Here is a 26,942-nt window from a genome sequence, read left to right as displayed (position 1 = left end):
GTTTTGCAAGCCTTATTTCCGCATACTGGCCCAAGATTCTCTCCATGACCATGTGGCCGGTTTATTCAAGCATAAATTCTCACAATTACCGGTTAATCTCATGAACTGCATAAGTCATGCTGTGTATATCATATTGCACAAAAAAGAATCGTTATGACAAAATTTGTTGTTATAAGTTTTGTCGTTGCTCCGCTCATGCGCGATTTTCTCGACTCGATGCAAAATTCGGTTTAGCCCGTCTGGCTGTTGGACTTGAAGCTGAGCCGCGCCTTTCAAATAGCCATGAATTAAGTCGAAAGGCGTACAAATTCGACCATGGCCCTCCATTTGATGGATGCGCTTGAGGCGATTCATAATCATCTCTTTGATACGATCGTCTTTCAAATCGGCTTTCTCAAGCATTCGACCTTCGATTAACGCCGTCACTACATATTGTTCCGGATGATTGCCGGAGACCACTCTAGGAGCAAAGCCTTCGCGATTTGCCTGTTCCATCACTTCCACTTCAGAGCGGCGCGTCAGATTCAAATATTCGTTTTGCTTGCTATGGACGCGCAGAACGTATCCGCTTTGTTTGGTTTGGACCTTATAGGTTTGGTTGCTCAGCCCTCCGTTAAGTTTTTCGAAACTTAAAAATTCATGGTTTAGCTCAGGCACTTCGCGTATGATCTCTTCAACTTTTTTGAACAACAGGACCACTCCCCATTCGAATCAAATGTTGCAGGTAAACGTTTACGCTTTAATTGTTAAAATAAGTATATTGCTGTCTGCATTGGAGTCATTTCCATTCATCCATAGTAGGTTATATTTGCTAAGTTACGGTTAATATGTAGGTTTCACCGATTACTCGGCAACGGTTTTATCCTTCTCTAAGGTTACTTCTATATTCAGCAGCCTCGTTCTCGTCACCATTCCCCCGCTTTCCAAGGTTCGCCTGGAAGCTTCGTTATAATACCAGCAGCCGCTCACGGGCGTGATACCGTTCTGATTACACCAATCCCGCAATTGTACGATAATGGTTTTCCCTACCCCTTGTTTCCTGAAAGTATCATTGGTAAACATGCCTATGCTGGCTTGTTTATCAACCATTTTGGACATTTCGACCAGTCCAATGCCAAGTAAATCCGCGTTTCTGCAATAGACGAATAAAGCTCCTCTTGCCATCCACGATTCATAATCGTCGAGAAAATCCCCGCATACCTGTTGGATCTGTTGTAGATCGTCTTGCGCGGCAAGACGAAATAGTTCGCCATCTCCCAAACGGGCCGAAATGCCGACCAGGCTATCTTGGAAAAAGTAAGCTTGTTTCTTCATCGCAAAATCTTGATCGACTGCCAAGCTAACGAATAGTTCGTCGCAGGTCGGAACAAAAAGATGCTTTACCGAACGACGCTCAATCACTTGAAGGAACAGCTGCTGCGCATGGCTCTGATACGCCCGGCGGATGTAAAACTGTGTCAGACGTTCCTTGTCGTGTATCGCGAAATACCCGATATCGTCCGAACCCGTTTGAATCCGATAAAACGTCGAAGAAAGAATATGATCCTCCAAAAAAGAATCGAAGGGCGAAGACAGCCCTTCCAGATATTCCGTAACGAGATGCTGAATCTCGGCTATTGTGCACTCCTTCATTTTCATTCGGTCCACCCTCTCCTGAAACGATCTTCGGCTCAAACCGCCGTCCCTCATCTCCATTATCACATACGCGCATTCCGTAACGGAAGCCGAGTGTATGACGATAATGACGCATTTGACTTGCCGATTCTACACCTTTATTTAGTGCATAGAATTACATAAGGGAGGTTATTTATGTTGAGGGAGACTACAAATTCTGGTAGAAGGTCTGCATCCATTACCGGGGTGTTATTAATAGCCGGGTTGGTTACAGGTATATTTAGTGTTGTTCCAGCTGTAGATGGATCAGACTACCTTGTCAAAGCTTTTACAAATGAAGATCAGGTGTTAATCGGATCGTTTTCCCAGTTGTTAATGGTTGTTTCATATGTTGGTATTCCTATTTTGATGTATCCGATTTTAAGTAAGTATAATAAGGGTTTAGCTCTTGGCTCCGTTGCTTTCGGCATCATTGCGGGTGTGTTCATTATTATCGGTGTAATCATTCTTCTGTTGCTATTGACATTAAGCCACGAATTCTCAAAAGTTGGAACTCTGAATGTATCGTACTTTCACACCCTGGGTGGATTGTTACGGGAAGGACGTGATTTGGTGAACCATGTGGCAACGACATTGGCATTTGTTTTGGCTATGTTTTTGTTTAACTGCATATTTTACCAGACCAAATTAGTTCCACGTTGGTTGTCCGTTTCGGCTCTTATTGGAGCTGCATTGTCCATATTGGCAAGCTTATTATTTATGGTTCGCTTCATCGGTCTGGATGTAACCTACATAATGTTGAACATTCCAATAGCCTTTAAGCAATTGGTTTTGGCTATATGGCTAATCATAAAAGGATTCAACCGGGCGGAACAGCATTCTGTACCCAATTAAGATGCAAGTTAGGGCCATCCTTTGTAGAATGGCCCTTACTTTGAAAAATTTATCCCGTTTTACCTGTTCGTTATCCGCTTTTCAAAAAATTCCCGTGACGGAAAAACATCGTCGCTTCAGCAAATTGAATGAAACCATCACCGGGATTTAGCGAATTCCCGCCGGTAACACAGATCTCCATTTTTTCCAGGTCTTCTTCAATTTCCCCTTGTACCTCTACACGTAAAATATCATTGGGAAGAATGCTCACTTGCAATACGGTACACTCGCCTTTATTAAGTTCAACGGTTTCGGATAGAAGTTCTTCTTCTGTACTGGTTGCCGGGAACACGGCAGTGAGACACTTTTCAACCTTAACCTGTACGGTGCGCTCTTCATCGCTATGATTTTTTAGAATGACGTTAAGAACATTAATATTTAGATCTGCTGGAATTCCTCCAGTAGCAAATAGAGGAACTTGAAATGGTCCAGTGGCAAATTTATTAGACATATCTATCACTCTCCTTTCTTTGAGATTACTAGCTTAATATATGATTAATTTATGTCGCTCTTATTTAGATGACACGGCTTGATTGGTCTATTTCATTTATTTTCGGATTAACTTGCCGTGATTCATGCTTTCTGGAAGACCACAAGGATTCGATTTCCTCCAACGATTTCCCTTTCGTCTCAGGGACCATACGCCATGTGAAGAAGAACGTAAGCAGGGACAAGAAACCGAATATCATGAATGTCACCGATGGCCCTGCGGAACCCAGCATCGGAGGGAAGGTCTGCGATACGACATAATCCGCAGTCCATAGCGACATCGAAGCGATCGCAGTTGCTTTGCCGCGAATGCGGTTCGGGAAAATTTCGGACATAATGACCCAGACGACAGGACCAAGCGATACAGCAAAGGAAGCCACATACAGTAGAATAAAAATGAGCACCAAAGGTCCCGAAGGCTGTCCCGAGTGGAATGCGGCGCCAATCACGACCAGGCACACGGTCATTGAGGCCGATCCAACGAGCAATAGAGCCTTTCTTCCCACCTTATCGATGAGCCATATCGCAAGAATCGTGAAGAGAAAGTTAATCAAACCGACCAGAATAGTCTGAATCAGCGAAGCATTCGTGCCAGCGCCCGTTTCCTTGAAAATTTCCGGAGCATAATACATGATCGCGTTAATGCCCGTAACTTGCTGGAAGACGGCAAGACCCACCCCAACGATCAAAGCAAGCCGCAAAGCGGGACTGAACAGTTGGCGGATCGATCCGCTCTCCTGTTTGAACGATTCCTTGATATCCAGCACTTCCTGTTTGGCCAGTTCTTCGCCGTGAATCTTTAGCAAAATCGGAAGAGACTCTGCTGCTCTCCCCTGCTTGATCAACCATCTCGGGCTTTCGGGTACAAAGAAAAGCAATACCAGGAACAACAAGCCGGGAACAATCCCGACGCCAAACATCCACCGCCAAGCGGTAGAAACGCCCCAGGCAGCGTCGCCATACCCCGAAATCCACAAGTTAACGAAATACACGAGGAAAATACCCGTCACCGTAGCGAGTTGATTCAGGGCTACAAGGCGGCCCCGATACTTGGCAGGCGCTATTTCCGCGTTATAAAGCGGACATAGCGTGGAGGTAATGCCAATCCCGATCCCTCCAATAATTCGGGCAATAATATAACCGGAGAATGTATCCGGAATGGCGGAACCGATGGTCCCGATCATGAAGAGAACCGCGGCCATAATCAACACTTTTTTCCGACCGAACTTGTCTCCCAGCACGCCGGCTCCCGCTGCGCCAACGATACAGCCGATGATTAAGCTGGAGACCGCCCAGCCCACTTCCACCTCGTTCAGATCGAAACGTTCTTTCATAAAACCGATCGCGCCCGATACGACAGCCGTATCAAATCCAAATAATAAACCGCCCAAAGCGGCAACCATCGAAACCAGCGTTACAAACTTCATGTTTACCTGTCGTTCTTGATTTTCGGAATGTTTCACAAGCACTGCCCCTTCTGACTATCCGCACCTCTCGTGCGAGTCTTTTTTCATGAACAAATCATCGCAATTCGCCTATGACGTGACTCATTATATCATGTGATTTGTTCAAGCCCGGGGCCCATTCCCTTCACTTATTTGTTGTGTTCAAGCATAATATTGATCCAAGCTGTCTTCGTCCGGATGTAGGGCGGCAGACTAGCATATTTTTGTTCTGCAGACACAAAAAAGTCCATGCATCGCCGCATGAACATTAGTTTTTCTTAAAGTTGATTGCGGTATTCGGTAGGCGACGCCCCTGTTACCTTTTTGAAAACCCGGCTGAAATAATTAGGGTCCTTGTACCCCACCATATAACAGACTTCCTTTAAGCTGAATTGACCGTCCCTTATCATTTCTTTGGCCTTTTCGATCCGCAGCCGCGTCACAAAATCAATGAAGGTTTCACCCGTTTGCTGCTTGAATACTTTACTGAAATAATACGGATTCAAATGGACATGCTCTGCTACGTCTTCAAGGGAAAGCTCTTCCCGGAATTTATCTTGGATGAACATGATCGCATTGTCCAGGACACTCCATGTTCGCTGCTCACGCTCCTCGCGGATTCGCTTGATTGCCAATTCCACATAAGTACGTTCGGAAACATGATCTGCCATAAACTGATCGGCCGCTCCACGAACTCCTTCCGAGGTGGGCACTTTCAGATCTTCAAATGAGCAAAGGTTACCCCAGTCTGTGGAACATGCAGATGCGAAGACCGCTTCGAAATACGATCTCCTGATTCCTTCAATCGCCTCTTGGACGGACCCGATGCCTACATTAACGTCTATTTCCCGCTGCTGGTATAGCGACTCCATCAGCTTAGCTCCAAGGAGACGGGCCTCTTCTCGCAATACTTCATCCTTAATCGATGCCTTCTCGAGCAGAAAGATAGCCATGTGCCAATGAACCATGGAGCTGACCATGCACCCAACCCTATTCTGGATAAATCCTTTCGCGAGGTTTTTGACCGTTTCATAAAGCTTTTTCTTTTCGACGCTTATCTCCTGCTCCGATTTGTGCCCGAGCTCGGGCAAGGCGAGCACAAGCGCACATCCTTTATCAATGGAAAGCTCAAGGATATCGGCCAGATACCCCACCTCGGTGTCATTCACTTGGTCAGACATAAAGACCAGAGCCATCTCCGATTCCGCCAGCGGGAGCAGCTGAAAGTACTTGTCTCGTATGGCGAACTCCTCATCGCGTTTCCTCTGGTCCTGCTCTAATTCAGCTACCAACCGCTGCAGCAGCGCGACGATTTGATCTCGTTTGGCCGGTTTAACGAGGTACTCCTTTACCCCCAGGGATAAGGCTTCTTGGGCGTATTCGAACTGCTCGTAGGCGGTTACCAGAACCATCTTGATCTGCGGACTATGAGCCTTGATTTCCCTTAACGCTTCAAGTCCTTGGATGCCCGGCATCCGAATGTCCATGAGAACGATATGCGGCCGGAATTCATCAGCCCTTTGAATAGCCGTTCGGCCATTCTCCGCATGAATAATTTCAAACGTATTCGGCATCATTCGGTCGACAATCCACTCAATGCCTTCTCTCTCCAAAGCTTCATCATCCGCGATCAGCAGGCGGTACATCTCCATCCTCCTTTCCTGCAGCAGGAATCCGGATGAGGACGGTCGTCCCCCGGCCCAGCTCGCTGTGAATATCGACAAGATTCTTTTTCCCGTAAAATAATTCAAGCCTTCTGAACACGTTGCGCGTCCCTAACCCCGTAGACTGTCCCTTCTCTTGGACTGGCCTCGGTTCCGATTCGAGGCGAAGCAGGGAATCCCGGACCGCCTCGCTCATGCCCATCCCATTATCCGAGATGGACACTCTTACCTCGCCAGCCCCGCAAGCAATGACCAGCTTAATCTCAGCCCCTTGCTCCATGCCTTCAATTCCATGGACAAAGACGTTCTCCAGGATCGGTTGAAGGGTTAGCAGGGGGACGTACACGTCTAGTCCGCTCTCGTCGATCTCCGTGGTGAACCGAATCCGGTTGCGATAGCGGGCCTGCTGGATCGTAAAATATTCTTTGGCATGCTCGACCTCATCCCTAAGCGTCACGGGGCGATCCAATTTCCTCAGATTATATCGAAGAAGATTCGACATGGATACTGTGAGATCGCTTGTTTTCTCGGCGCCTTCAATCAGAGCAAGCTTGGATATGACGTTCAAGGCGTTAAAGAGAAAGTGCGGGTTGATTTGATTTTGCAAAACCTCCAGCTCCAATTCTTTGACCAGCTTGTCCTTCTCCAAGCTTTCTTTCTCTTTCATGATCAGTTCCTTCAGATTGTCTTGCATCTGCCCGAAAGCTTTAGCTAACGTACCAAACTCATTATGCTCGCTAATCTGCGGAGGAGGGGCTTGCAAATTTCCATCCGAAATTTGTTGAGCGGTTACAGACAACTGCTTGATTGGCCGGGTAATCCCTAGCGATATCATATAGGCAAACAATACGCTGATCAGCGTATTCAAGATAAAGATAGCGACTCCCCAATGGTTCATCACATCCGTCTGGATCAGAATTTGCCTGTAGAAAGGCTGATAATAACTGAGCTCCAAGTCAACAAGATGATGCCCCTCTGCTTGGATGAACGCTGCCGTCTGCTCGGCCTCCTCGTAGTAGCCCGTATAAGCCAAGGAGTCTTGGCCGTTAAGAGCCTCTATGACACCCGCTTCTTGCCCTATATAAGTATCGATCATATTGCGATAGCTGCGGACCGTCAGATCCGTAGCCGGAATCGTCTTCACCTGTGCTGACAGGCTTTCCCGAAGATGGTTAAGCTCATCCCGCTGACTTAGATAAGCCTTGCGGCTGTTCTCCGTTCGATCCATTAAGTAAACATTTAGAGCCCGAAGATTCCCCTGCGTTTGTCCGGCGATTTGCTTGTACAATAACACCCGATCCAGCATCACATTATAGCTATGCTGCACCGTTCTTCCGCTTTCAAAAATGAAATAGGCGACCGCGTTGTTCAATATAAACAGCGCCGGGATCACAATAAACAGCATTTTGCGTATATTCATGGGCTGCCCGTATCGGCATTCAAATAGTTCCGATCCAGAATATCCGTCGCGGTGAAGTGCTGGACCGGAATCGTGCCCCCTTTGAAAATTTCCGCCAGCAAATTAACGGATTGGATGCCAATCTCTTTGGGCTGCTGAACGATGGAAGCTTGGATTTCTCCTTCGGCGATGCCCATCTTGGTTTCCTCCAAGTCGTCAAATCCGTACACGCTTACATCTGCTCGGTTCGCTGCCTTCAGTCCTTCGACGATACCAACAGCATCTAAGGAGCTAAATCCTACCATCGTCTGAATATCGGCATATTGGCTTAACATGGCTTCCGTCTGCTTAGCCGCCTCAATCCGCGAAATATTCGATGAGCGTACGTCAACGATCTCGAAGCCCGGCGTATTTGTAATGATGGAACGGAAGCCCTCCAACCGCAGCTGCTGATTATCCGCCAGCTCGCTTCCGATCATGACGCCGATACGGCCTTTGCCGCCGGCCTCTTTCACCACAAGCTCTCCCATCCGTTTGCCCGCTTCCCTGTTATCGGTTCCCACGTAGGCAAGCCGCCGGCTCGCCGGTTCGTCCGCATCTACGGCGATCACCGGAATGCCCTGATCGATCGCCTTGCCGATCAGTTGATCGTATTGCGGCTCCGTAATTCCCTGCACGATTATGGCATCCGGCCCCGCGGCAATCGTTTTTTTCAGGAGATTCATTTGTTCGGCTGGATTGATCCGATTCGGCCCCATGTAGTCAATCTTCATGCCGAGCTGAGCCGCGGCTTCATTCGCTCCCATCTCCACCATTCTCCAGAATGGATTGTCGAGCTCCTGAGCGATTAGCACAACATGCTTGATCCCTTTATCCTCTGCCTTGCTCTGTTCCATTTGCCCGACCAGGCGATCGATTCGATACGTAGAAGATAAAAACTGGAACAAAAAATAACAGAAAACAAGCAACAGGCTGATCAGCCCCACAGTCCGCTTTTTAATTGGCATGGAGCACCTCCTGAGCTAAGAAAACAGATAAGATTATTATACAAAGACTGCAGAAAAAACCAAAATCGGTACGCTATGCGACGAGTGAATGAGTCAACAACAACGAAGAAGAGGCCCCAAGGCCTCTCCTCCGTAATTAAGCTATATTTTTTTCATATGAAAATGAAATGATTTGAATATTTAACATATAACTTTATGCGTGTTAAGATGACCTCAGAAAGAAGGAAAAATAAACCAATGGAGGAACCGCCATGAAAAATGAAATCAAGTACCATAACGTTCAGATCGAGGATCTCAACATCTTTTATCGCGAAGCAGGACCGACCGAAGCTCCCGCCATCCTGTTGCTGCATGGATTTCCGACTTCAAGTCATATGTTTCGCAACTTAATTCCGCTGCTTTCGGACAACTATCATGTGATCGCGCCCGACTTGCCGGGATTCGGATTCAGCAGCGCGCCTTCTCATGATCAGTACAAGTACAGCTTCGAGGGATTCAGCATCGTTGTGGAGAAACTGCTGGAGCGACTGAATATCAATGATTATTATGTCTATCTAATGGATTACGGCGCACCTACCGGATTCCGAATCGCCGCTCGCAATCCAGAGCGGATTAAAGGCTTGATTATTCAGAACGGAAACGCCTATGATGAAGGGCTTGCGGACTTCTGGAACCCGATTAAGGAATATTGGAATGATCCCGCGAATGAGGAAAAACGGGAAGCGTTGCGTTGGTTGACCAGCTTCGATGCGACGAAGTGGCAGTACACGCATGGCGTAAAGCGAGTAGAGTCGGTAAGCCCTGATACGTATACATTGGATCAGACGTTCTTGGACCGTCCCGGCAATCAAGAAATTCAGCTGGATTTATTTTTGAACTATGGGACCAACCCGCCGCTTTACCCGCAATGGCAAGAATACTTCCGTAAGGAACAACCGCCGACGCTGATCGTGTGGGGCCAAGGAGATGAGATTTTCCCTGCTAGCGGCGCGCATCCTTATTTACGCGACCTGCCGAATGCCAAGTTTCATCTATTCGAGGATGGCGGCCACTTTGCATTGGAAACCCATCTCGATCAGATTGCCGAATTGATGTTGGATTTTATGGAAAATGGATGAGGTGAATGTAGAGATGCTGAAAAAAATCATACCCCCATTTACGTTGGAAACGGCATTGGCCAAAGTGAAAGCTGCAGAGGATGCTTGGAATTCACGCGATCCTGAGCGAGTCGCGTTCGCTTATACGATCGATTCGCAGTGGAGAAATCGTACCGATTTTTTTACGGGCAGAGAAGCGATCAAAGACTTTCTGAGCCGTAAGTGGGCAAGAGAGCTGGATTACCGACTCATGAAAGAGTTATGGGCTCATACCGACAATCGGATCTCCGTACGCTTCGAGTATGAGTGGCGCGATGCAGGTACAGGTCAGTGGATGCGGACGCATGGCAACGAGCATTGGGAATTTGACGAAGATGGCTTGATGAGGCGGCGTGATATGAGCGCCAATGACTATCCAATCGATGAGAGCGAACGCAAATACCGCTAAAGATTGGATAACAAAAGAAGGGCGTCCCGAAGTCATATTTGCTATGACTTCGGGTCGTTCTTTATACTTTAGGAGATAAGTGCATGAATGGATGTTCGGATATGCTCCGAGAAACGGACTGCTTCTTTGGCAAGATAGGCATCCGTGCCTTCGTTTGCATTGTAGGTGACGAAAGCGGGCAGATAGATGCCTTTGCACTTGGTAACCGTACGTTGGATCGGTCTTAGCAGCTCGCTGATTGTATACAGATTTTCTCCTCCGGAGCGATAGGCCTTTTCCGATCCGCCAGCCGTCGTCGCAACGATAAATTCTTTTCCTTTCAATTGGGTACCTCCAGTTCCGAACGCCCAGCCGAATGTTAGTACGTCATCGAACCATTTTTTCAATAGAGGCGGGCAGCTGTACCAGTATAGCGGAAACTGAAATATCACCCGATCATAGGAAAGCAGTAACTGTTGTTCGCGTTCTACATTGATGTTCCATTTCGGATACTCTTGATAGAGGTCGCGGTATAAGAGATCCTCGCGTTGTTGCAACTCTGCCGCTAATGCGCGATTCGCGCGGGACTCGTTTAAATGGGGATGCGCGGCAATAACCATAATTTTCATGACAATTAGCCTCTCTTTCTTTTTGTAAGTCGAATTCGCTGTCCCCATTATTGTTCAAATTCATAAATTTGAAAAGTACGCTTTATTTTCATACTTAGTACGGGTAAACATACGATTAGAAGGGAGGCGGGTGGCAGAGATGGAGAAGGAAATTCACGAATCGGTTGCTACGCAGGGAATAGTGGCTACCCTTCAGGTCATCGGCGGAAAGTGGAAGCCGTTCATCTTGTTTATTCTTTTAAACGAAGGAACCAAGCGCTTCGGGGAATTACGGCGGCTGCTCCCGAATGTTACGCAAGGCATGTTAACCAATCAACTGCGGGAGCTGGAACGGGATGGACTTATTGTGCGGAAAGTATATCAAGAAATTCCACCTAAGGTGGAGTATGCTTTATCCGATTATGGAAGAACATTAGGCCCTATTCTGGCCGATATGTGCGGTTGGGGTTATAAGCATCTTGCATATATGGAACAGGAAAACCCCTGAACGAGCCGGTTCAGAGGTTGGTCATGTCTTGGAATGTTTCGATGAAGAGCTGCACGCTCCGAGGCAGAATTCGATCCTTCAAATGAATGAGGGCGACTTCGGATTGGATGGGAGCATCCGTTAAGCGCTTGATGTGCAGCGAATGCGGCTGGTCGGCTACGGATGCTTCGTGCAGGACGGTCACGCCAAGACCTTCCCTGACCATCGCAAGGATGCTGGAAATGCTGGAGCATTCGCATACGACGTTGGGAGTAAAGCCGAGTGCTTCGCACGCTCCAGTAACGATGTCGTAAGTGCCGGTCGACTTCTCGCTTTGAAGGAGAATAAAGGGTTTGTCCGACAAGTCGGACAGCCGAATGCCGATAGCCGACGGATCGGGATCCCACTCGGGCGGAAGGACGGCGACGAACGGCTCTTCCTTAAGCTTACGTATCGTAAACATTCCTGGATCGTAGTCCGTCTCCAGTGGAAGCCGGATGAGACCGAGGTCGATCTCGCGTTTCTCGATACGCTGCGTTAGACCGTTGGGATCTCCTTCCCAGAGGCGGAATTTCATGCGTGGATACGCGCGCCGGAATTGCTGAATCCGGGCCGGCAGGAAGGGACTGCATGAACGGGCGGAGCCGATCCGCAGTACGCCGCTGACGCCTTCATGAAGCTCCTTCATCTCTTGGGCCGTCTCGTTGACGAGATGGATAATGGTCTCGGCGCGCGTACGCAGCAATTCGCCGGCCTGCGTCGGCAGCATGCGTCTGCCGTTGCGCTCGAACAAGATGACGCCGAGCTCATCCTCCAGCGATTTCAACGATTGGCTTAAAGGCGGCTGCGCCATATTCAGCACTTGCGCCGCGCGGGTGACTTGTCCTTCATTCGCGATCGCCAGAAAATATCGAAGTTGTCGAAGCTCCATTAGTCACGCAACTCTCCATATATTTCCTAACTATTATAACAACATTTCAGCTTTTTTTCTTATGAACTTCCTCGTATTAGTATCCATTCTAATTAGGAGGTCTTTAAAATGATTCCATTTTATGTACTGGTGACGTCTTTCATCCTCTTTAACGCGCTCGGGTTATTCGGGGTACCGCTCTGGGACGAGTGGCAGGAATCGCTAAGATATGCGATCGGAGCCATGTTCCTGCTAACGGCGTCCGCGCACTGGGGCAAACGGCGAACGGATTTGATCGCTATGGTTCCGTCGGCGATTCCTAACCCGAGCGCGGCGGTGACCGTCACCGGCATCATGGAGATCGTCGGAGCCGTAGGCATCATCTTGCCAAGGGTGTCCTTAATTTCAGCAATCGGTTTAACATGTCTTCTCGTCTTCATGTTTCCTGCCAATGTATATGCAGCCAGAATGAAATTGTCGATCGGGGGCCGACCAGTTCCCTCGCTTTGGCAACGTACGTTATTGCAAATTTTCTTTATTATTGCGCTGATATTAACGATGGAAGTTTTCTAACGTAATCCTTGGCAGCGACTTCTCTCACGAGCTCGGTGAGATCAGCCTGTGTGAGTTGCTGATATCACGTACATTGCCTGCAATGAGGTGTGCCTCTACTTGACCAGCATTCTTCGGATGCGTTCCGATTTATACGCCCGGACGCACCCTCTGCAAATCGACCACCTTACACCAAAGAAGGGTTTCACCAAAAAAATTCGTCGTTACTTGTGGTAGGGTTTACCGTATTACGTCTCGGTATAACATTTTAGAGAAGATTGAAGTGCGATTTGTTGTTTAAAAAGAGCCATAAGCAGGTTAAGAAAAACCTGATCTTATGGCTTTATTTTGCCTAAGATTAACTTGATATTTTCGTTTTCACTATTAATATACACGCCAAGTGTAGCTTATCCACCTCGACGCTGCTTTAGTTCTACCTACTGGATTGCATTGGTCATCCTCATTTATCATAATAAACTTATGCAACTTTTCATTCGTTCTTCCATACTCATCCAATTGCATCCTGACTTCAATAGTCGTATTGGCAAGAGCCACGTCAATAATGGAAACAAATTCAAATGATTTAAGTAACTTATCCGCATAATATTCCCTAATTCGAGCCGGTGCTTCTTTAGCAGTGTAAATTTTTGATGGAAGAATTTTAGTCATTCCTCCATAATTTTTTCGAAACCAACAAGATAAAAACTCTTTTAACAAATATTCTGGCGAACCTACTGTAAATGCTTCAGTATCGGTAGATATTGATTCACGTGGCTTCCATTCCTGTATTTCTTTCTTTGCCTGTTCATTTTCTTGAATCTGAATCAATAAATCTTGAAAGGTCTCTTTCGGCTTTTCTTCGGGACTATTAACCTCTCCTCTTTCAACTTTGCTTGCCCACTCACCAACAGCAAATAGTGTTGCCCAAGTTTTTGCTGCAACAGTTATATTATCGTATCCTAAATCAGTCCCGTGCAAAATGCCGTTTCGGTAAGGGAGACTGATTTGTTCTGTCGTTGTTTTATAACGACCTTTCCGCAGAATTTTCACAAGTTTCCCAAGCCCCTGTGTATGGGCAGCGATAGAATCCCAAGCTTCGAGCTCCGTTGATCCGGCAGACAATCCTTTATTATCTTTATGAAGATCGTTTACTAATCCATCTGTAAGAGCTAATACAACAGGAACGCAAGCATGAAAACGGTTTGCCTCATAATCCTCTAGAGCCTTTTTAGCCAAATCCACCCTAGGCCTGAATGCTGTTATAGAATGTAATACACCTAGCTGTCTACGAACTGTTTCTACTCTATAATAATCTATTAATTCTTGTTCCGCTCCTTGAATATCACCTGATTCAGCCTTCACTACTGCTTTTTTTGCAATTGTGAAATCCATCATTTTATACATAATCCAACCATGTTCGGACAGTAAATCATTAAATCGATCTGGCATGCCCACTAGCTCCTCAGTCTGTTTTGCCAAATCATCTATCTGACCTAACGCATCCTGAATTTTACTAATATCAACACCTGCTACTTTCAGAAAAGGATTTAAAACAGGCATAGCTCGTTTAAAATTCTTCATTCCAATTGTTGTTTCAGATAATTCTTTCATACTTGCAATATCACGAATACGTTTTTTTAATGGTTTCTTAGACTTTTTCCTTTTCATTTTCCACCTCTATTCTGTACTTTTTTTGTTTTTCCCTAGATTCTTGATACTAAATGTTGATGCATAAAATGCATATGCAAACGTTATAACAATCAATAAGATTCCTCTAAACCACGGACCAACAAAAACCAAAATAATACTCAAAATAATAAAAGCCACGAATATAAGCCAATTTTTTATTGTGTGTACAAATCTACCTTTTGCTATAATTTCGATCACTATAATATCAAGTATGAGAATTGATACTATCATCGCGGCGAACAACGATATGAGTAAAACTTTATCAGTAATTTCTTGTGCTGTTGCAAACACGGAAGCAATTAGTAACATTATCATTAAGATAAAGATACCTACGCCAGTATGAAAAATCGGCTCTACGATTGAGGATAATTTCGTCTTATAATATACCCTGATAAATTCTGTAAGACCTCTATTGCTTTTATAAGTAATTGAATCTACTTGGCTATGTTTTAACCTTCTTATCTCCTCTCTAATTTCTCTTTGTAATTTTGTTAACTGTTCAATATTGGTGTCTTCTTCAAATTTGTCAACCCATTCTTGGAAATCGACCAAGATAGCGGTTGGTAAATGCGGACTGGATTTAATGAGTTTGGCATCTAATGATGATATGTCATCTGACTTATTCTTTAAAAATCTTCTTATTTCAGAATCCAACTCTGCATAAACCTCAACTGCCTTGTCAGTTTTCACAATGGTGTTTTTTTCATTCTCACTGATTCGTGTTTGTAATTGTTTATATAACCACAGTGTAATCAAAGTTAAAATAATAAAAAATATGGCAGTTTGCGTATCAGGAAAAATAGTCTTTATTAAATCAATTATGTAATTCATCAAATCCCTCCTATTTCCTGAACTACATATTTTTATACGATTTGAAGTAGTTTTCGTTCCAAGATGAAACTTATCCCCAATAGAGATACTCTACTGTTATAAGCAATTTTTACTATGCTATACTTATTTATAACAGAACATTAAAGGTGGTTGGTTTATGTTTGATGTGTTTACTGAAGAAATTGAAGTTCAAATAAAGATGGGTATTTCAAATCTTTACTGGTATGTAAATGACCTAAAAAAGGCTTGGCTAAGAGCAGGGGTGAGCATCAACTTAAGTAACTCTATCTTTGCACGGATGAATAGTGCAGGATTAAAGCCAACCAAAAGAGAGTATATGGACTTTTTATATGAAGAACTTCGGAGTGCTGACTATAACAAAAGATTAGAAGTATCTCGTAATTTTGTACGATTTTTAATTGAACATAAAAATTTTGTGCCACATGATAAAAAACATCGGATAGAGATTGCTGAAACAAGCGCTCTAAAGTTGAAGGAAATTCTAAATAAACAAATTAAGGAGCGAGAACAAAATAAGCTCACCAAACTTAAGATAGAATCAAAAAAGCCTGATTTATATTTAGACAAAATCAATAAATTACAAAGTAGGTTCAATGAAGTATTGCAATTGGAAAATCAAAAACGGGGTTATGAGCTTGAAAAGCTTTTCTCCGAACTTATGATAATAAGCGGTGTATATGTTGAAAAATCATTTAAGAACGAAGCTGAACAAATTGACGGGGCTATAAAGCATGAGGGCCACTATTACCTGGTTGAACTGAAATGGACTGAAAAGAAAGTTGACCAAGCACAAATTGCTAGTTTGTATTTTAAAATTGAAGGTAAAATGGATGCAAGAGGTATTTTTATTTCAATGAACGGATACTCAAAAGAAGTTCTTGCTGCATTGCCGAAAGGAAGAGAAATAAAAGTTCTTCTCTTTGATGGTGGACATCTTATGAATGTTTTATCCGGTATTTATACATTTAAAGAGTTAATGGATCATGCTCTTACCCAAGCAGCTTTGAAAGGTGAGATTTACTGTTCACATATATTTTAAAAAGGGGGCTTACTGCTCCCTTTACTTTGTTTCTGGTTTAGTCTCGGTTTCTTTCTTGGCTAGTGCATCTTTGATGATCTCGGCGGCTAATTTAATGAATGTTTGACGGTTTGTATTGTTCATTGATTAACAACTCCTTTTTTACTACAAAGGAGTTTGTATAGGGGTTGCTATTCCTGATCTGAAGCTTTTCAAGGATGGCATTGAAATGAAACGAAAATCAAATCGTTGAATATACTTAAAATTATGCTTAAGATATGAGCCGCGAAGAATATGATTAATGATGCCCAAGACAAAATGGCAACCTAATTCTAATTATATGTACTGAACGACTCTTTGATTTTATTGTAGATATATTCAGTAAGTAGTTGTACTGATGCCTGAAGATTAATCGCTTCTTGTAATTCACCTAAGAATCCTGTATCGTGTGAAAACTCATTAGCAGTATTTATGATTCCTTGTGGTAAGAGTTCACCTAACTCATCACCTTTACTGCTTATATGTTTCTTAAGATTGCCTAACTTATTATTCGAGTAATGATCTGTTGGTAAAGAGTACCCATGAAAAATACAATAATACTTTAAAACATATTCAAGTATTATTCTGAGACTATTTCCGCAGCCATTTAATTCATCATAATCTAAATCAGATTGATCCATGTTATCCAATCTAATTTTTATCTTTTCGATTCTAATGAGTGCTTCTATTAATGTTTCTTCCATCAACAGGAATTTCGAGAAACCAACATGTATATTTTTCTCTTTTGGCTGTAGAAGGAAGCTATAGAAAGGTAAATCATGCAAAATGCACTGATGTATTTTGCCATCATCTCTCCTAAATCTTATCTCGGTATACAAATCCTCTTTGTTTTCTCCGATATACAAGTCTTTTCTCTGAAGATTCTCTATATCAAGTATTTTCTTTACTTCTTTTACTTTTGTAATGGTCGGCATTACCAGCACAAATAAGTGGCCACCTATGTCCAACAGTTTTATCTTTTGTATCTGGCAAAGAGAATAAATATAGGTGTTATTCCCGTATGCAAAGGCCATCATTTCTTCAAAACCTCTCGGAGGTTTATTTTTCTCAAAATCAACCCAATGCAAGAATGTAAATGGCTCTTTATACTCCACTCCAATAATATTGTCATAATTTGTGTTAGAAAAATGATCGACAATAAATAGGCCTTCTGTAACAGAAAATAGCTTTTCAATGAATTCCGTACACTGCTTGCTACCAGTTATTTGGCTTTGCTTTGAATAAGTTTCCCATATATCAATAAAAGCTTTTTCACTCATTTGATACTCTTTTGAATCCCTCATATATTTCCGATATCCTCTCATCCATTCGATTATTTGAATTATTAACCTTCATCCTTATTTGATTATGCAGAAGTATTCAAATTAAGGCTTTCATAAAACTCGTATGCTTCATCAAACAATTCTAATGAATCAATTTCTATTGAACCGATATCTTGACGATCAGAGTCATCTAGCATTTCGCCTAATTCAAATAATTTGTCAATCTCTATTTCGATGTTGTTAATGAAACGTTTAGCGATACTTATATGTTCTTCGTTTAAGCCCTTATCTCGTATCGCTCCATCTAAGATATTACGTAATAAATGTCCCATTCGAAGAAGCGAAAAAGCTTGTCGCATTAAACTAAATTTTTGAAGTATTTGATACTTCTCGATATCTTTTACAGCTAAAAAAGCCTCATTGAGAAGGGATAAATTAGAAAAAATTTCTTTAATATCCTTCATTTTTACCGATAACTCTTTATTTTTGCTATGTTCTTTTTCTAAATCTATTTTCAGCTTATTGTGTTCAGCTATTTCAGATTCAGCTTTATTTTTCAACACCTCAATTTCCGCTCTTAATCCATCGTATTTTTGTTGAAAGATGGACATTTCTGTCGAGGCGTGCTCCTTTACTGCTGAAATTGTATCACTCTTAATTTTGACTAAATCATCTTTAGAATCAAGTCTATCTTTATATAACTGTCTGGTATATTTGATAATAAAATAAATGCCAATGACAAGTAAAGAGAAAACAATTATAATATCTTCGGCAGTGATTTTCTGTAAATTTTCTTTAATAATTTTAAGAAATTCAGTTATCATAAAGTCTCCTGTCGACCAAATTCAAATGCTAGTTTATGTGTACAAAAATTTCCTGCTAAATACAATCTCCATATGGTTTTGTTTGGATTTTACTTACAGGAGGTTAGCGCATGAAACAAGTAATCAAATCTGTGATTGGCTATGTTCGTATCAGCTCTGATTCACAGAAAGATAATACATCAATCGCAGAACAGAATAAAGAATACAGGCATATTGTACCAGTCAGAATTGGAATTTGAAAGGAATTTTTGTCGATGAAGCTAAGTCTGGCTCTAAGATTGATGAAAGAATCGAATATGCAAAAATGCTTGAGTTTGCTCAAGATAAAAATAATCAGATTGATGCGATTATCGTATTCAAATCAGACAGAATACATCGTCATTTGAAGAATCTGCTGTAATGATTGAAGATGATCTACAGCCACACAACATATCTTTTATTAGCGTGTCTGAAAATTTTGATACTTCAACTCCACAAGGAATGCTTACGTTACAGATGCTCGGTAGCTTTTTAGGGAGAGATTATAAATGAAGAAAATTAGAGCCGCATTGTATATTCGAGTGAGCACAGAGGAGCAAGCAAAAGAAGGCTACAGTTTAGACGCTCAAGAAGAAACACTTAGGAAATATTGCTATAGGAATGACTATGACGTAGCTGAGAAATATATTGATGATGGTAAGAGTGGCAAAAACACTGATCGTCCTGAGTTACAACGTTTACTCAAAGACTGCTCTAAAGGTAGATTCGACGTGGTTGTAGTTTGGAAAATATCTAGGCTTTCAAGAAGTCTAAAGGATTTATTGGTACTCGTTGACCATTTCGAACAAAATAGGGTTAATTTCTACAGTGAGAGTGAAAAATTCGATACCAGTTCCGCTCTTGGCAAATTAACCCTGCAAGTGCTAGGAAGTATTGCTGAGTTTGAGAGAAATACAATCATTGATAACGTAAAGTTAGGATGTCGCAAGTTGCCAGGTCAGGAAAATGGACAGGTGGCATTGTACTTGGCTATGACATTATCAATAAGGGCCTAGTCATAAACGAAGAATAAGCTAAAATTATTAAAATGATCTTTGAGATGTATGTCGATGGTAAAGGTTGCGTTCAAATTAGGGACAAACTGAATCAGCTAAATCTTAAGACAAAGAAAGGCAAATCATTTAACCCTATTGCAATTAAAAATATACTTGATAATCCGGTTTACAAAAGATATATCCGCTATGGCAGAACTTCAAACTATGACAATAAAGAAAAACGAAAAAAAGAGGAAAATTTTATCCTGGTAAAAGGTATCCACTTTGAAAGTGCCATTATTGATGAAGATACATTTGAAAAGGCTCAAATTATTACAGAGCAAATCGCAGACAAACTCCTAGAATGCCATCTAATCCCCATTTGCTTTCTGGTTTACTAAGATGTCCAGAGTGTGATAGCCGGATGAATTTTATAAATGCTGGACAGCGTAAACTCGAAAGTAAACATGGTGGCTATTACAGGTGTAGCAAATTTGCTACCACAAGAGAATGTAAATCAAATAACGTAAGAGCAAAGTACTTAGAGCAAAATGTCCTCAGTCACATTAAAAATGTGATTTCGAATAAACAAATCCTTGAAGATATCGTATCTGAAATCAACTCAAATAATAAGATAGATACTGGCTTAATTCATAAACAACTTCAAGAAACAGAAAAAGAAATTAATAAACTCACAAAACGACTTACTGAAATCAAGCAAGAATTCCTTGCGGAGAAGATCATCTACGGTGACTACAAAGATTTTAAGTCACTTCTTGAATTCAGCCTTACTGAGCTAAACTCTAAGAAGCAGGATATGGAACTTGAATTGGTTAAAGCGCTCAATACATCCTATGATGCTAACGAAGTCCACTTTGTAATGGAACATTTCGATACACTCATGGAGAACGCTGACGTACAGTTTAAAAAGCAGCTTCTGGAATCGCTGATTGAGCGCATCAATCTCAACCCTGACAAGACTCTAAAGAGCATCGAGTTCAAGTTTGAAGTGCCCAATCAGCATGCTGCTGAGAATCAAGACAAAAACGTTATACTCACTTATGATACGGTTCTCCGCGCTGAATTCGCATCATATCGTCTTAAACACTGCCCTCATTCCGTTGTTTTTTCTTTCAGTTCAATCGCACGAAGCAGATTCATTATGATCGTTACGGCTTCCGCTCTCGTCGCCGTATCGCTTGGCGCAAATAAGTTGCCGCTGCGTCCGCTCACAATGCCCATTTCCTTAACAGCCGCTACCGCCTCTTTGGCCCAGTCCGGAATCAGACTGTCATCCAAGAAACCGGTTGATCCAGCCGCCTTCGAGTCGGCGCCTGCCGCTCTCGCAATCATGACAGCAAGCTCCGAACGCGTGATGCTTGCGCCGGGACGGAAGCTGCCGTCGTCATAACCGCGCACGATACCCGCTTCTACAGCCTGCGCAATGGATGGACGCGCCCATGCGGGAATGGCATCGGTGAAGTGCAGCTCGGCTCCGCCACCTGCAGGCTTCAGCGCATTCATCAGCATAACGGCGAATTGCGCGCGGGTCACGGCGGCATCCGGCTTGAACGTGCCGTCCTCATAACCTTTAACAACGCCCTCGCGTACGGCTTCCTTAATCGCCGCTTCCGCCCAATGGCCGGAAATATCGGCTAGCTCCTGTTCTTCCGCTGGCTTCTCCGTTATCAACTCTCCAGTAGCGCTGTCTACGGCAAGCACCGCAAACTTGGTGAAGTGATCCACCGGCGCGCTAATCCGATTGCCTTTAATCTGGCCGCCGCTCACTTTGACCCATGCCTGGGCGGTCTCATCATAGTAGAAAATAGCGACCGATTGATTGCCGCTCAGCATCGACGAATCGAACGCCATCGTCAACGTGGCTGGCTTGCTGAATTTTGCAGGAATGTTTTTTAGAACCTCATAGACCGAGCTGACGAGAATCTCTTTCCTCGCGAGAAGCTGCTGCGTGTCCGCCAGTTTCTCTATGGTGATGATTAGCGCTTGCGGAGCGGCGCCTGCCGGGACCGTGATGGTGATCGCATCGTCCAAACCGACCTCGCCCGCTTGACCGGCGAGTAGCGTCAGCTTGCCGTTCTTGGATGTGACCGGACCGCCTCCTCCGGTGTATATCGCCGTCCACTTCGCATACAGCGTCAGATCCGACGTGATTGGAGTTGTGAAATCGAACGGCGCCGCGAAGCCGCTGTCCGTATACCACCCGCCGAATGTGTAGCCGGACCTTGCCGGGTCGGCCGGTTTCGTTGCGTTGCCTTTATAGATCACCACTTGGTTGCCTACAGCCGATCCGCCATTGCTGTCATATTGAGCCGTTCGCGTCGTCCACTGCAAATACGGGTAACCGGTATGGATCGACTCATCCATTCCCCATGCCTCGTCATAATCCCATCCGCTGTATGTGCTCAGCGTCTTCATCTCGCTCGTCGATTTGCCTTCGCCTTTGCCAGTATCCGACTGCCCTGTTGTTTCGGTATCATAGAAGCTGCTGCGAATCCTTCCTTCATTGACGCCAATCAGGCCGCCGACCCTTTCATCGCCTGTCACAGCGCCTATGGCGTAGCTGCTTTCGATCATTCCAACAATGCTGCCGGCTAATCCGCCTACATTGATCGCGCCTGTCACAGCTCCTTCGGCGTAGCTATTATCGATCATCCCCACATTGACGCCAGCCAAGCCGCCTACCTCGAAGTTACCTGTCACATCTACATCAGCGTAGCTGCTCTTGATCGTTCCTATATTAATCCCGGCCAAGCCGCCTACTATGTTGGTTCCTGACACAACTCCCGTGACGTAGCTGTCGCTGATCGTTCCGTTCGCATTGTAACCAACCAAACCGCCTGCATATTGATCCCCCGTTATATTAACGCCTTCCAATCTCATATTCGCGATACTGCCGTTGTCGATACCGCCAAATAATCCGACGCCAAATGATTCAGGTGCGTTAATCGTCAACCCCGTAATGATATAACCGTTGCCGTCCATGTTTCCTTGAAACATCGGTTGTCCAGGTTTCGGAAATATCGGCTTCCAGCCTTCGTCATCCGGATAACCGCTTAGATCGATATCCGCAATCAACTCGAAATAAAGGCCCCGTTCCAAATAGTTCCTGACCGCGTCAAGCTGGTCTGCAGTTGCGATCCGGAAGGGATTGCTTGCCGTTCCCATACCGCCGTCGAAATCATCCGATATGGCGAACACGACTGTCGCGTCGGCGTAACCGTCAGCTTCTATGACGATCGTATGCTTGCCATCCGACAGCTCCTTCGTAATCGTCATTTTACCGGGCTCTATGATGTAATCCGTTCCCTCAGGCAGCAATTCCGTTCCTTCCTTTATCGCCGTAATCGCGTCGCGCCACGCCGCATCGTCCGAGAACGCAATCTCGATCTGGCCATCCGCGTTCCTGTTCACACTCAAGCTCGGCGGCGCATTAAACGTGTTGATACGCATCATCGTAGCTTTGAAGCTATTCTCTACATCCTGATAAGCCACGTAGGGGATACCGTCATAGACATACAAGGACGGGTACGCTACCTCACCCGCCGACATTCCGGCGTCGCCCACAAGCTCCCAGCCCGATGCGCCCGCTCCGGTATACTTCATGACCGTCGCTTTCATTTGATTCCAATAATCCTGAAAAGCCACATAGGGAGTGCCCTGATAGACATAGAGGGATGGTATAGCGGCCCTGCCAGCCGTAAATCCCGCATGGCCCAGCGCTTCCCAACCCGTCGTACCCGCTCCGGTGTACTTCATAACCGTGAGTTTATTGCCATTCACTTCATCTTGATAAGCCAGATAGGGGGTGCCTTCGTAGACGTAGAGGGATGGCAAATAGGCCTCCCCTTCCGAGAATCCGGCGCTGCCTACGGTTACCCAAGCGCCGCTGCCCTCGTCATACTTCATCACCGCGGCCTTATTGTCGTTAGACACTTCCATGTAGGCTACATATAGAGTTTCCTCGTCAATGTGCAGGATCGGTTCGTCTGCTCTAGTCGTAGAGAATCCGGCGCCGCCCACAGCCTCCCAGCCCGTCGCGCCCGCTTCGGTATATTTCATGACCGTGACTTTACCGTCGCTTTGCCAATCCTTATAGGCTACATATGGCGTACCATCATATACGTACACGGATGGATAATGGGCCAATCCCTCCGATAATCCGGGGCTGCCTACCGGTTCCCAACCCGTCGCGCCGGCTCCGGTATACTTCATGACCGTCGTTTTATTAGCATTTCCGACATCCGAATAAGCCACATAAGGGACACCCTGATAGATGGACATGGATATATCGTTGGCATAGCTCGCCGAGAATCCGGCGCTGCCCAAGGTTGTCCAATCCTCCCCATCGTACTTCATAACCGTGGCCTTATCGTCTTGATTTCGGAAAGCGACATATGGCACGCCCTCATATACGGACATCGTTACAGAGCTGGCATAACCTCCCGAGAATCCGGCGCCTCCTACTTCCTGCCATACCTGCACGGTCCCCGCCGCATTCGCCTTGCCGCCCCCGGGCGCAGCTAGCCCGGGAAATCCTCCTATCGCCAATAACATGGCCAGCATTACTGCTATCGCTCGATTGCATCTGACTCGCATTCCTAATCCTCCCAATCGGATAGATCTCGCCAGGCTCGATGATGAGCGGCGTCAATATGCCCGATTATAGCAACCCAAGTTAAAAATCCGTTCAAAATCGACGCGAAACAACAAAAAATGCCGCGTCAGCCGCGGCATATCCTATAAGCTTATTTCTATTGTCCGTTCGAAAACTTATAGCCGAATCCCCGCACCGTTCGAATCAAATCCGGCTTCTCCGGATTTCTCTCAATCTTGCGGCGCAGATTGAAGATATGGGCGTTCACCGTCCTCGTGTCGCTGCCGCTCTCTTCCCCCCACACCCGGTCGAATAGCTCATCCGCCGCAAACACCCGGTTCGGATGCTGGATAAAAAACTGCAGCAATTGCAGCTCCTTCGGATAAAGCGGCACCGGACGGCCCTCTACCTTCACCGTCATTTCGAGCAGATCGACCTCGAGCCTCTCATTCCGCCACCAGCGGTTTTTGTTGTGCCCGAGCGTTTGAAACAGGCTTCTCTTCCGCAAATGCCCCTGAATCCGCGCCACCAGCTCGGCAGGATCGAACGGCTTGGTCATATAGTCGTCGGCTCCGATGGCCAGACCGGTATAGATGTCGTCCGAATCCCGTCTGCACGTAACAAAAACAAGGGGAACGTTCGAGATTTCGCGAATGCTCCGGCAAATGTCCGTCCCTTCCATATCCGGGAGCTCAATATCTAGGACGACCAGATCCGGTTTGGCGGAATGAAACAATTGCAAGGCTTCCTGCCCCGTTGCCGCAGCATGCACCTCAAACCCATGCTTGTCCAGATACATGCAGATCAGCGCGCGTAAGTCGGCTTCATCCTCGACGACCAATATTTTGCCGGCCATCATCGCCTTCGCCTCCTCGACTGTCAATCTTTCTCCAACATCGGCAGCGTAAAATAAAACGTGCTCCCTTCGCCAGGCTTGCTCCGGACGCCGATCTCACCACCGTGCAATTCGATAATTTCCTTGCAGATGGCAAGTCCGAGTCCCATGCCGGATTTTTTCCTATCTTTCCTCTGCGCCTGATAATATCGTTCGAACACGAAAGGAAGCGCCGCCTCATCGATGCCTTCCCCGCCGTCCGTTACCGACACGAATACCCGTTTGCCGCCTTCCCCGCCTGTCATGCTCACATCCATTCGTACATGCCCGCCTGCCGGCGTATGCTTCTTCGCATTGGACAGGAAGTTGATCAGCACCTGCTCCAGCCGGAACGCATCCGCCCGAACAACCGGCTCATCGGTCAATTCGCCGCCGCCGGGCGTCACCGCTTCGAGCGTTAGGCCGGACAAGCCGAACTCCCATTGCAGTCCGTCCGCCGCCTTCGCGGCCAATGGCCGAATGCGAACCGGCTGTAAGTCCAGCGATACCTGCTTCGCTTCCAGCTTGGACAGCTCGCCGAGATCGTTGATTAACCGGTCCAGCGCAATCGTCTTGTCGTAGATGAGACGCAGATAGCTCGGGTTGTCCGGCGGGATCACGCCGTCGATCATGCCTTTCACGTACCCTTGAACAAGCGAAAGCGGGGTGCCCAGCTCATGCGAAATGTTGGACATCAGCCTGCGGCGCGCTTGCGCCGTCCGGGCAAGCTGCCGCCCGGCTTCTTCCAGCTCCGCCGTGCGCTCCCGTATTTTCAACTCCAGTGAATCGTTCAGCACAGCCAGCTCCCAGGACAGCCGCTTCACATCATGGAACGTCCGCGAATACCGTCTCGTCAACATGACCATCTGGATGATGATCGCCGACAGAAGGCAGAACGGGAACAGATCGCCCGTCACGACAATCAGGTTATAAAACAAGACGTCATTAACCACCGCCGCAAGAAGGAATATCCACGAGGCCAGATTCATCCATGCGTCGTTCCGCTTGCGCCAGGTAGCCAGACCAAAAATAAATCCGATATAGAAAAAGCTGATGACGATAACGATCTGGTACGGCAGCATCCACCTCGTATACACCGATGCGGGAAGCAGCAGCACCAGCAAGCTGAAGCCGCTCGCGACAACCATCACAATCCGCACATACCAGCGGCTGGTTTCCCGAGGAAACAGCGTTTTTACATAGCACAGAAAGAAGGCCAATCCCAATATGAAGCCCCAGTACTCGATCTTCACGCCGATCTCCCAAGGAATGTCCGGGAATAGCCGTATGAGCAACGTCTGCCCCACGGTCAGCGTACGAAGCCCGATAATCAGGCACAACCCGCCGAAGAAGAGCGCCTCCTTGTACTCCCGCTGCATGAAGAACAACGCCAGATGGTACAATCCCATAATGAGCAGAATGCCGGCCATGCCGGATTGCAGGATGGCGCCGCTCACTTGCAAGCGATTGATCTGATCCGCATAACCCAGCTTCAGCTCATCCCATAATCCGCCTTTGCGCTGAACAAGATTGGAGACTTGAATAACGATCTCTGTCTCCTTGGATGAAGGGACGAACAAATAAGCTTTGCTGTAGTTTTTCGGAACCATCTCCGCTCTGCTCTCGCCGACGATCCCGTTGCCGCCCGCTTCCTTGCCGTCGATCCACAGCCGGTACGCGGTCGCCGCGTTCGGAACCCACAGGGAGAAGCTCTTGCCCGCATCGGACTCGGCAAAGCGGATCGTCAACTTGTAGGTAGCGTATCCCTGGTTGGAGAGCGGCTGTCCGTCCAGACTGTAGGAGCTCCAGATGTCCGGGACATGCGCGTAAGCAGCCGGAGGAACGGTCCCCGCTTCGAGTGAGTCCGGCTCAAGCAATTCCCGCCAATAGAACGCCCATTCCCCTTCCATCGCAACGGGGCCGTCCCGCTCGAACCGCCACTCCGAAACGTCGATCCGTCCGGACTCGGCACTTGGAAGGGTGGTGGGTCGCTCGGATGCTATAGCCTCGGCCGCCTTAGCCTCAACCTCAGCCGAGCAGGTCAGCGAGAGCGCCGCCCAGAGGAAGGCGATGCATATATATATCGTAAGCCGATTCGTCATT

Annotated in this window: 26 protein-coding genes and 1 pseudogene; 11 read left to right on the top strand and 16 right to left on the bottom strand. The window is 45.9% G+C overall.

All coding sequences use genetic code 11. From position 1 onward, the window contains the following. Window positions 1–114: 114 nt before the first annotated feature. Entirely contained in the window at window positions 115–690 is a 576-nt protein-coding gene (locus tag RB620_RS21625; RefSeq protein WP_308097958.1) for a phosphotransferase, read from the bottom strand. A gap of 153 nt (window positions 691–843) precedes the next feature. After that, window positions 844–1,638, bottom strand: a complete 795-nt coding sequence (locus RB620_RS21620; protein ID WP_308097956.1) for a GNAT family N-acetyltransferase — start codon at window positions 1,636–1,638, stop codon at window positions 844–846. Window positions 1,639–1,809: 171 nt separating this feature from the next. Here RB620_RS21620 and RB620_RS21615 point away from each other — a divergent pair, with 171 nt between their 5' ends. Further along, window positions 1,810–2,508, top strand: coding sequence for a DUF4386 domain-containing protein (locus tag RB620_RS21615; protein ID WP_308097954.1), 699 nt, complete (start codon window positions 1,810–1,812; stop codon window positions 2,506–2,508). Window positions 2,509–2,578: 70 nt separating this feature from the next. Here RB620_RS21615 and RB620_RS21610 read toward each other — a convergent pair whose 3' ends face one another. From RB620_RS21610 to RB620_RS21590, 5 genes are all read right to left on the bottom strand, one after another. After that, window positions 2,579–2,998, bottom strand: a complete 420-nt coding sequence (locus RB620_RS21610) for a hypothetical protein (RefSeq protein WP_308097952.1) — start codon at window positions 2,996–2,998, stop codon at window positions 2,579–2,581. Between the two features lie 64 nt (window positions 2,999–3,062). Further along, entirely contained in the window at window positions 3,063–4,499 is a 1,437-nt protein-coding gene (locus tag RB620_RS21605; RefSeq protein WP_308097949.1) for a sugar porter family MFS transporter, read from the bottom strand. A 260-nt stretch (window positions 4,500–4,759) separates the two neighbouring features. Continuing rightward, window positions 4,760–6,127 (bottom strand): response regulator, encoded by a 1,368-nt coding sequence (locus RB620_RS21600; protein ID WP_308097947.1) that lies wholly within the window; start codon window positions 6,125–6,127, stop codon window positions 4,760–4,762. Further along, window positions 6,102–7,565, bottom strand: coding sequence for a sensor histidine kinase (locus RB620_RS21595; RefSeq protein ID WP_308097945.1), 1,464 nt, complete (start codon window positions 7,563–7,565; stop codon window positions 6,102–6,104). The genes RB620_RS21600 and RB620_RS21595 overlap by 26 nt, the downstream gene beginning before the upstream one ends. Beyond that, complete coding sequence (locus RB620_RS21590) at window positions 7,562–8,551, bottom strand: substrate-binding domain-containing protein (protein WP_308097943.1); 990 nt, start codon at window positions 8,549–8,551, stop codon at window positions 7,562–7,564. Before RB620_RS21590 ends, RB620_RS21595 begins: the two co-directional genes overlap by 4 nt. Window positions 8,552–8,802: 251 nt before the next feature. Here RB620_RS21590 and RB620_RS21585 point away from each other — a divergent pair, with 251 nt between their 5' ends. Both RB620_RS21585 and RB620_RS21580 read left to right on the top strand, forming a co-directional pair. Beyond that, window positions 8,803–9,669, top strand: coding sequence for an alpha/beta fold hydrolase (locus RB620_RS21585; protein WP_308097941.1), 867 nt, complete (start codon window positions 8,803–8,805; stop codon window positions 9,667–9,669). A 13-nt stretch (window positions 9,670–9,682) separates the two neighbouring features. After that, a complete protein-coding gene (locus tag RB620_RS21580; RefSeq protein ID WP_308097939.1) occupies window positions 9,683–10,096 on the top strand; it encodes a nuclear transport factor 2 family protein in 414 nt (137 codons plus the stop codon). 68 nt (window positions 10,097–10,164) lie between these two features. Here the strand turns inward: RB620_RS21580 and RB620_RS21575 are convergent, their stop codons facing one another. Beyond that, complete coding sequence (locus RB620_RS21575; RefSeq protein WP_308097937.1) at window positions 10,165–10,704, bottom strand: NAD(P)H-dependent oxidoreductase; 540 nt, start codon at window positions 10,702–10,704, stop codon at window positions 10,165–10,167. A gap of 139 nt (window positions 10,705–10,843) precedes the next feature. Between RB620_RS21575 and RB620_RS21570 the strand changes: the two genes are divergently transcribed. Beyond that, entirely contained in the window at window positions 10,844–11,191 is a 348-nt protein-coding gene (locus RB620_RS21570; RefSeq protein ID WP_308097935.1) for a winged helix-turn-helix transcriptional regulator, read from the top strand. 10 nt (window positions 11,192–11,201) lie between these two features. Here the strand turns inward: RB620_RS21570 and RB620_RS21565 are convergent, their stop codons facing one another. After that, window positions 11,202–12,101 (bottom strand): LysR family transcriptional regulator, encoded by a 900-nt coding sequence (locus RB620_RS21565; protein ID WP_308097933.1) that lies wholly within the window; start codon window positions 12,099–12,101, stop codon window positions 11,202–11,204. Between the two features lie 108 nt (window positions 12,102–12,209). Here RB620_RS21565 and RB620_RS21560 point away from each other — a divergent pair, with 108 nt between their 5' ends. Beyond that, entirely contained in the window at window positions 12,210–12,653 is a 444-nt protein-coding gene (locus RB620_RS21560; RefSeq protein ID WP_308097931.1) for a DoxX family protein, read from the top strand. A gap of 363 nt (window positions 12,654–13,016) precedes the next feature. On the opposite strand, the gene RB620_RS21555 is transcribed toward RB620_RS21560, so the two are convergent. Next, window positions 13,017–14,300, bottom strand: a complete 1,284-nt coding sequence (locus tag RB620_RS21555; RefSeq protein ID WP_308097930.1) for a hypothetical protein — start codon at window positions 14,298–14,300, stop codon at window positions 13,017–13,019. Between the two features lie 9 nt (window positions 14,301–14,309). Beyond that, complete coding sequence (locus RB620_RS21550) at window positions 14,310–15,152, bottom strand: hypothetical protein (RefSeq protein WP_308097928.1); 843 nt, start codon at window positions 15,150–15,152, stop codon at window positions 14,310–14,312. A gap of 157 nt (window positions 15,153–15,309) precedes the next feature. Here RB620_RS21550 and RB620_RS21545 point away from each other — a divergent pair, with 157 nt between their 5' ends. After that, window positions 15,310–16,212 (top strand): restriction endonuclease, encoded by a 903-nt coding sequence (locus tag RB620_RS21545; protein WP_308097926.1) that lies wholly within the window; start codon window positions 15,310–15,312, stop codon window positions 16,210–16,212. A gap of 311 nt (window positions 16,213–16,523) precedes the next feature. On the opposite strand, the gene RB620_RS21540 is transcribed toward RB620_RS21545, so the two are convergent. Continuing rightward, entirely contained in the window at window positions 16,524–17,534 is a 1,011-nt protein-coding gene (locus tag RB620_RS21540; protein WP_308097925.1) for a hypothetical protein, read from the bottom strand. Between the two features lie 62 nt (window positions 17,535–17,596). Continuing rightward, entirely contained in the window at window positions 17,597–18,337 is a 741-nt protein-coding gene (locus RB620_RS21535; protein ID WP_308097923.1) for a hypothetical protein, read from the bottom strand. Window positions 18,338–18,447: 110 nt separating this feature from the next. On the opposite strand from RB620_RS21535, the gene RB620_RS21530 reads away from it, so the two are divergent. The 5 genes and pseudogenes from RB620_RS21530 to RB620_RS30405 all read left to right on the top strand — a co-directional run. Beyond that, a complete protein-coding gene (locus RB620_RS21530; protein WP_308097921.1) occupies window positions 18,448–18,576 on the top strand; it encodes a hypothetical protein in 129 nt (42 codons plus the stop codon). Further along, the gene (locus RB620_RS30410) at window positions 18,573–18,737 is read left to right on the top strand and encodes a recombinase family protein (protein WP_374121445.1); all 165 of its coding nucleotides are present in this window, start codon (window positions 18,573–18,575) and stop codon (window positions 18,735–18,737) included. The genes RB620_RS21530 and RB620_RS30410 overlap by 4 nt, the downstream gene beginning before the upstream one ends. Window positions 18,738–18,864: 127 nt before the next feature. After that, window positions 18,865–19,371: a recombinase family protein gene (locus tag RB620_RS21525; protein ID WP_308097919.1), complete on the top strand. Its 507-nt coding sequence runs from the start codon at window positions 18,865–18,867 to the stop codon at window positions 19,369–19,371. A 23-nt stretch (window positions 19,372–19,394) separates the two neighbouring features. Continuing rightward, a complete protein-coding gene (locus tag RB620_RS21520) occupies window positions 19,395–19,751 on the top strand; it encodes a recombinase family protein (protein ID WP_308097962.1) in 357 nt (118 codons plus the stop codon). Beyond that, window positions 19,715–19,861 (top strand): annotated as a pseudogene (locus RB620_RS30405) (recombinase zinc ribbon domain-containing protein); the annotation flags it as partial. The gene RB620_RS21520 and the pseudogene RB620_RS30405, both read left to right, overlap by 37 nt. A gap of 602 nt (window positions 19,862–20,463) precedes the next feature. Here the strand turns inward: RB620_RS30405 and RB620_RS21515 are convergent. The 3 genes from RB620_RS21515 to RB620_RS21505 form a co-directional block, all read right to left on the bottom strand. Beyond that, a complete protein-coding gene (locus RB620_RS21515; protein ID WP_308097917.1) occupies window positions 20,464–23,967 on the bottom strand; it encodes an S-layer homology domain-containing protein in 3,504 nt (1,167 codons plus the stop codon). Between the two features lie 155 nt (window positions 23,968–24,122). Next, window positions 24,123–24,824, bottom strand: a complete 702-nt coding sequence (locus RB620_RS21510) for a response regulator transcription factor (RefSeq protein WP_308097915.1) — start codon at window positions 24,822–24,824, stop codon at window positions 24,123–24,125. A gap of 20 nt (window positions 24,825–24,844) precedes the next feature. After that, window positions 24,845–26,941, bottom strand: a complete 2,097-nt coding sequence (locus RB620_RS21505) for a sensor histidine kinase (protein ID WP_308097913.1) — start codon at window positions 26,939–26,941, stop codon at window positions 24,845–24,847. Window position 26,942: the final 1 nt, after the last annotated feature.

The sequence above is a fragment of the Paenibacillus sp. LHD-117 genome (genome assembly GCF_030929555.1).
GTDB lineage: Bacteria > Bacillota > Bacilli > Paenibacillales > Paenibacillaceae > Pristimantibacillus.
Note: the sequence above shows the minus strand (reverse complement) of the source record. Positions and strands in the feature narration are given on the sequence as shown.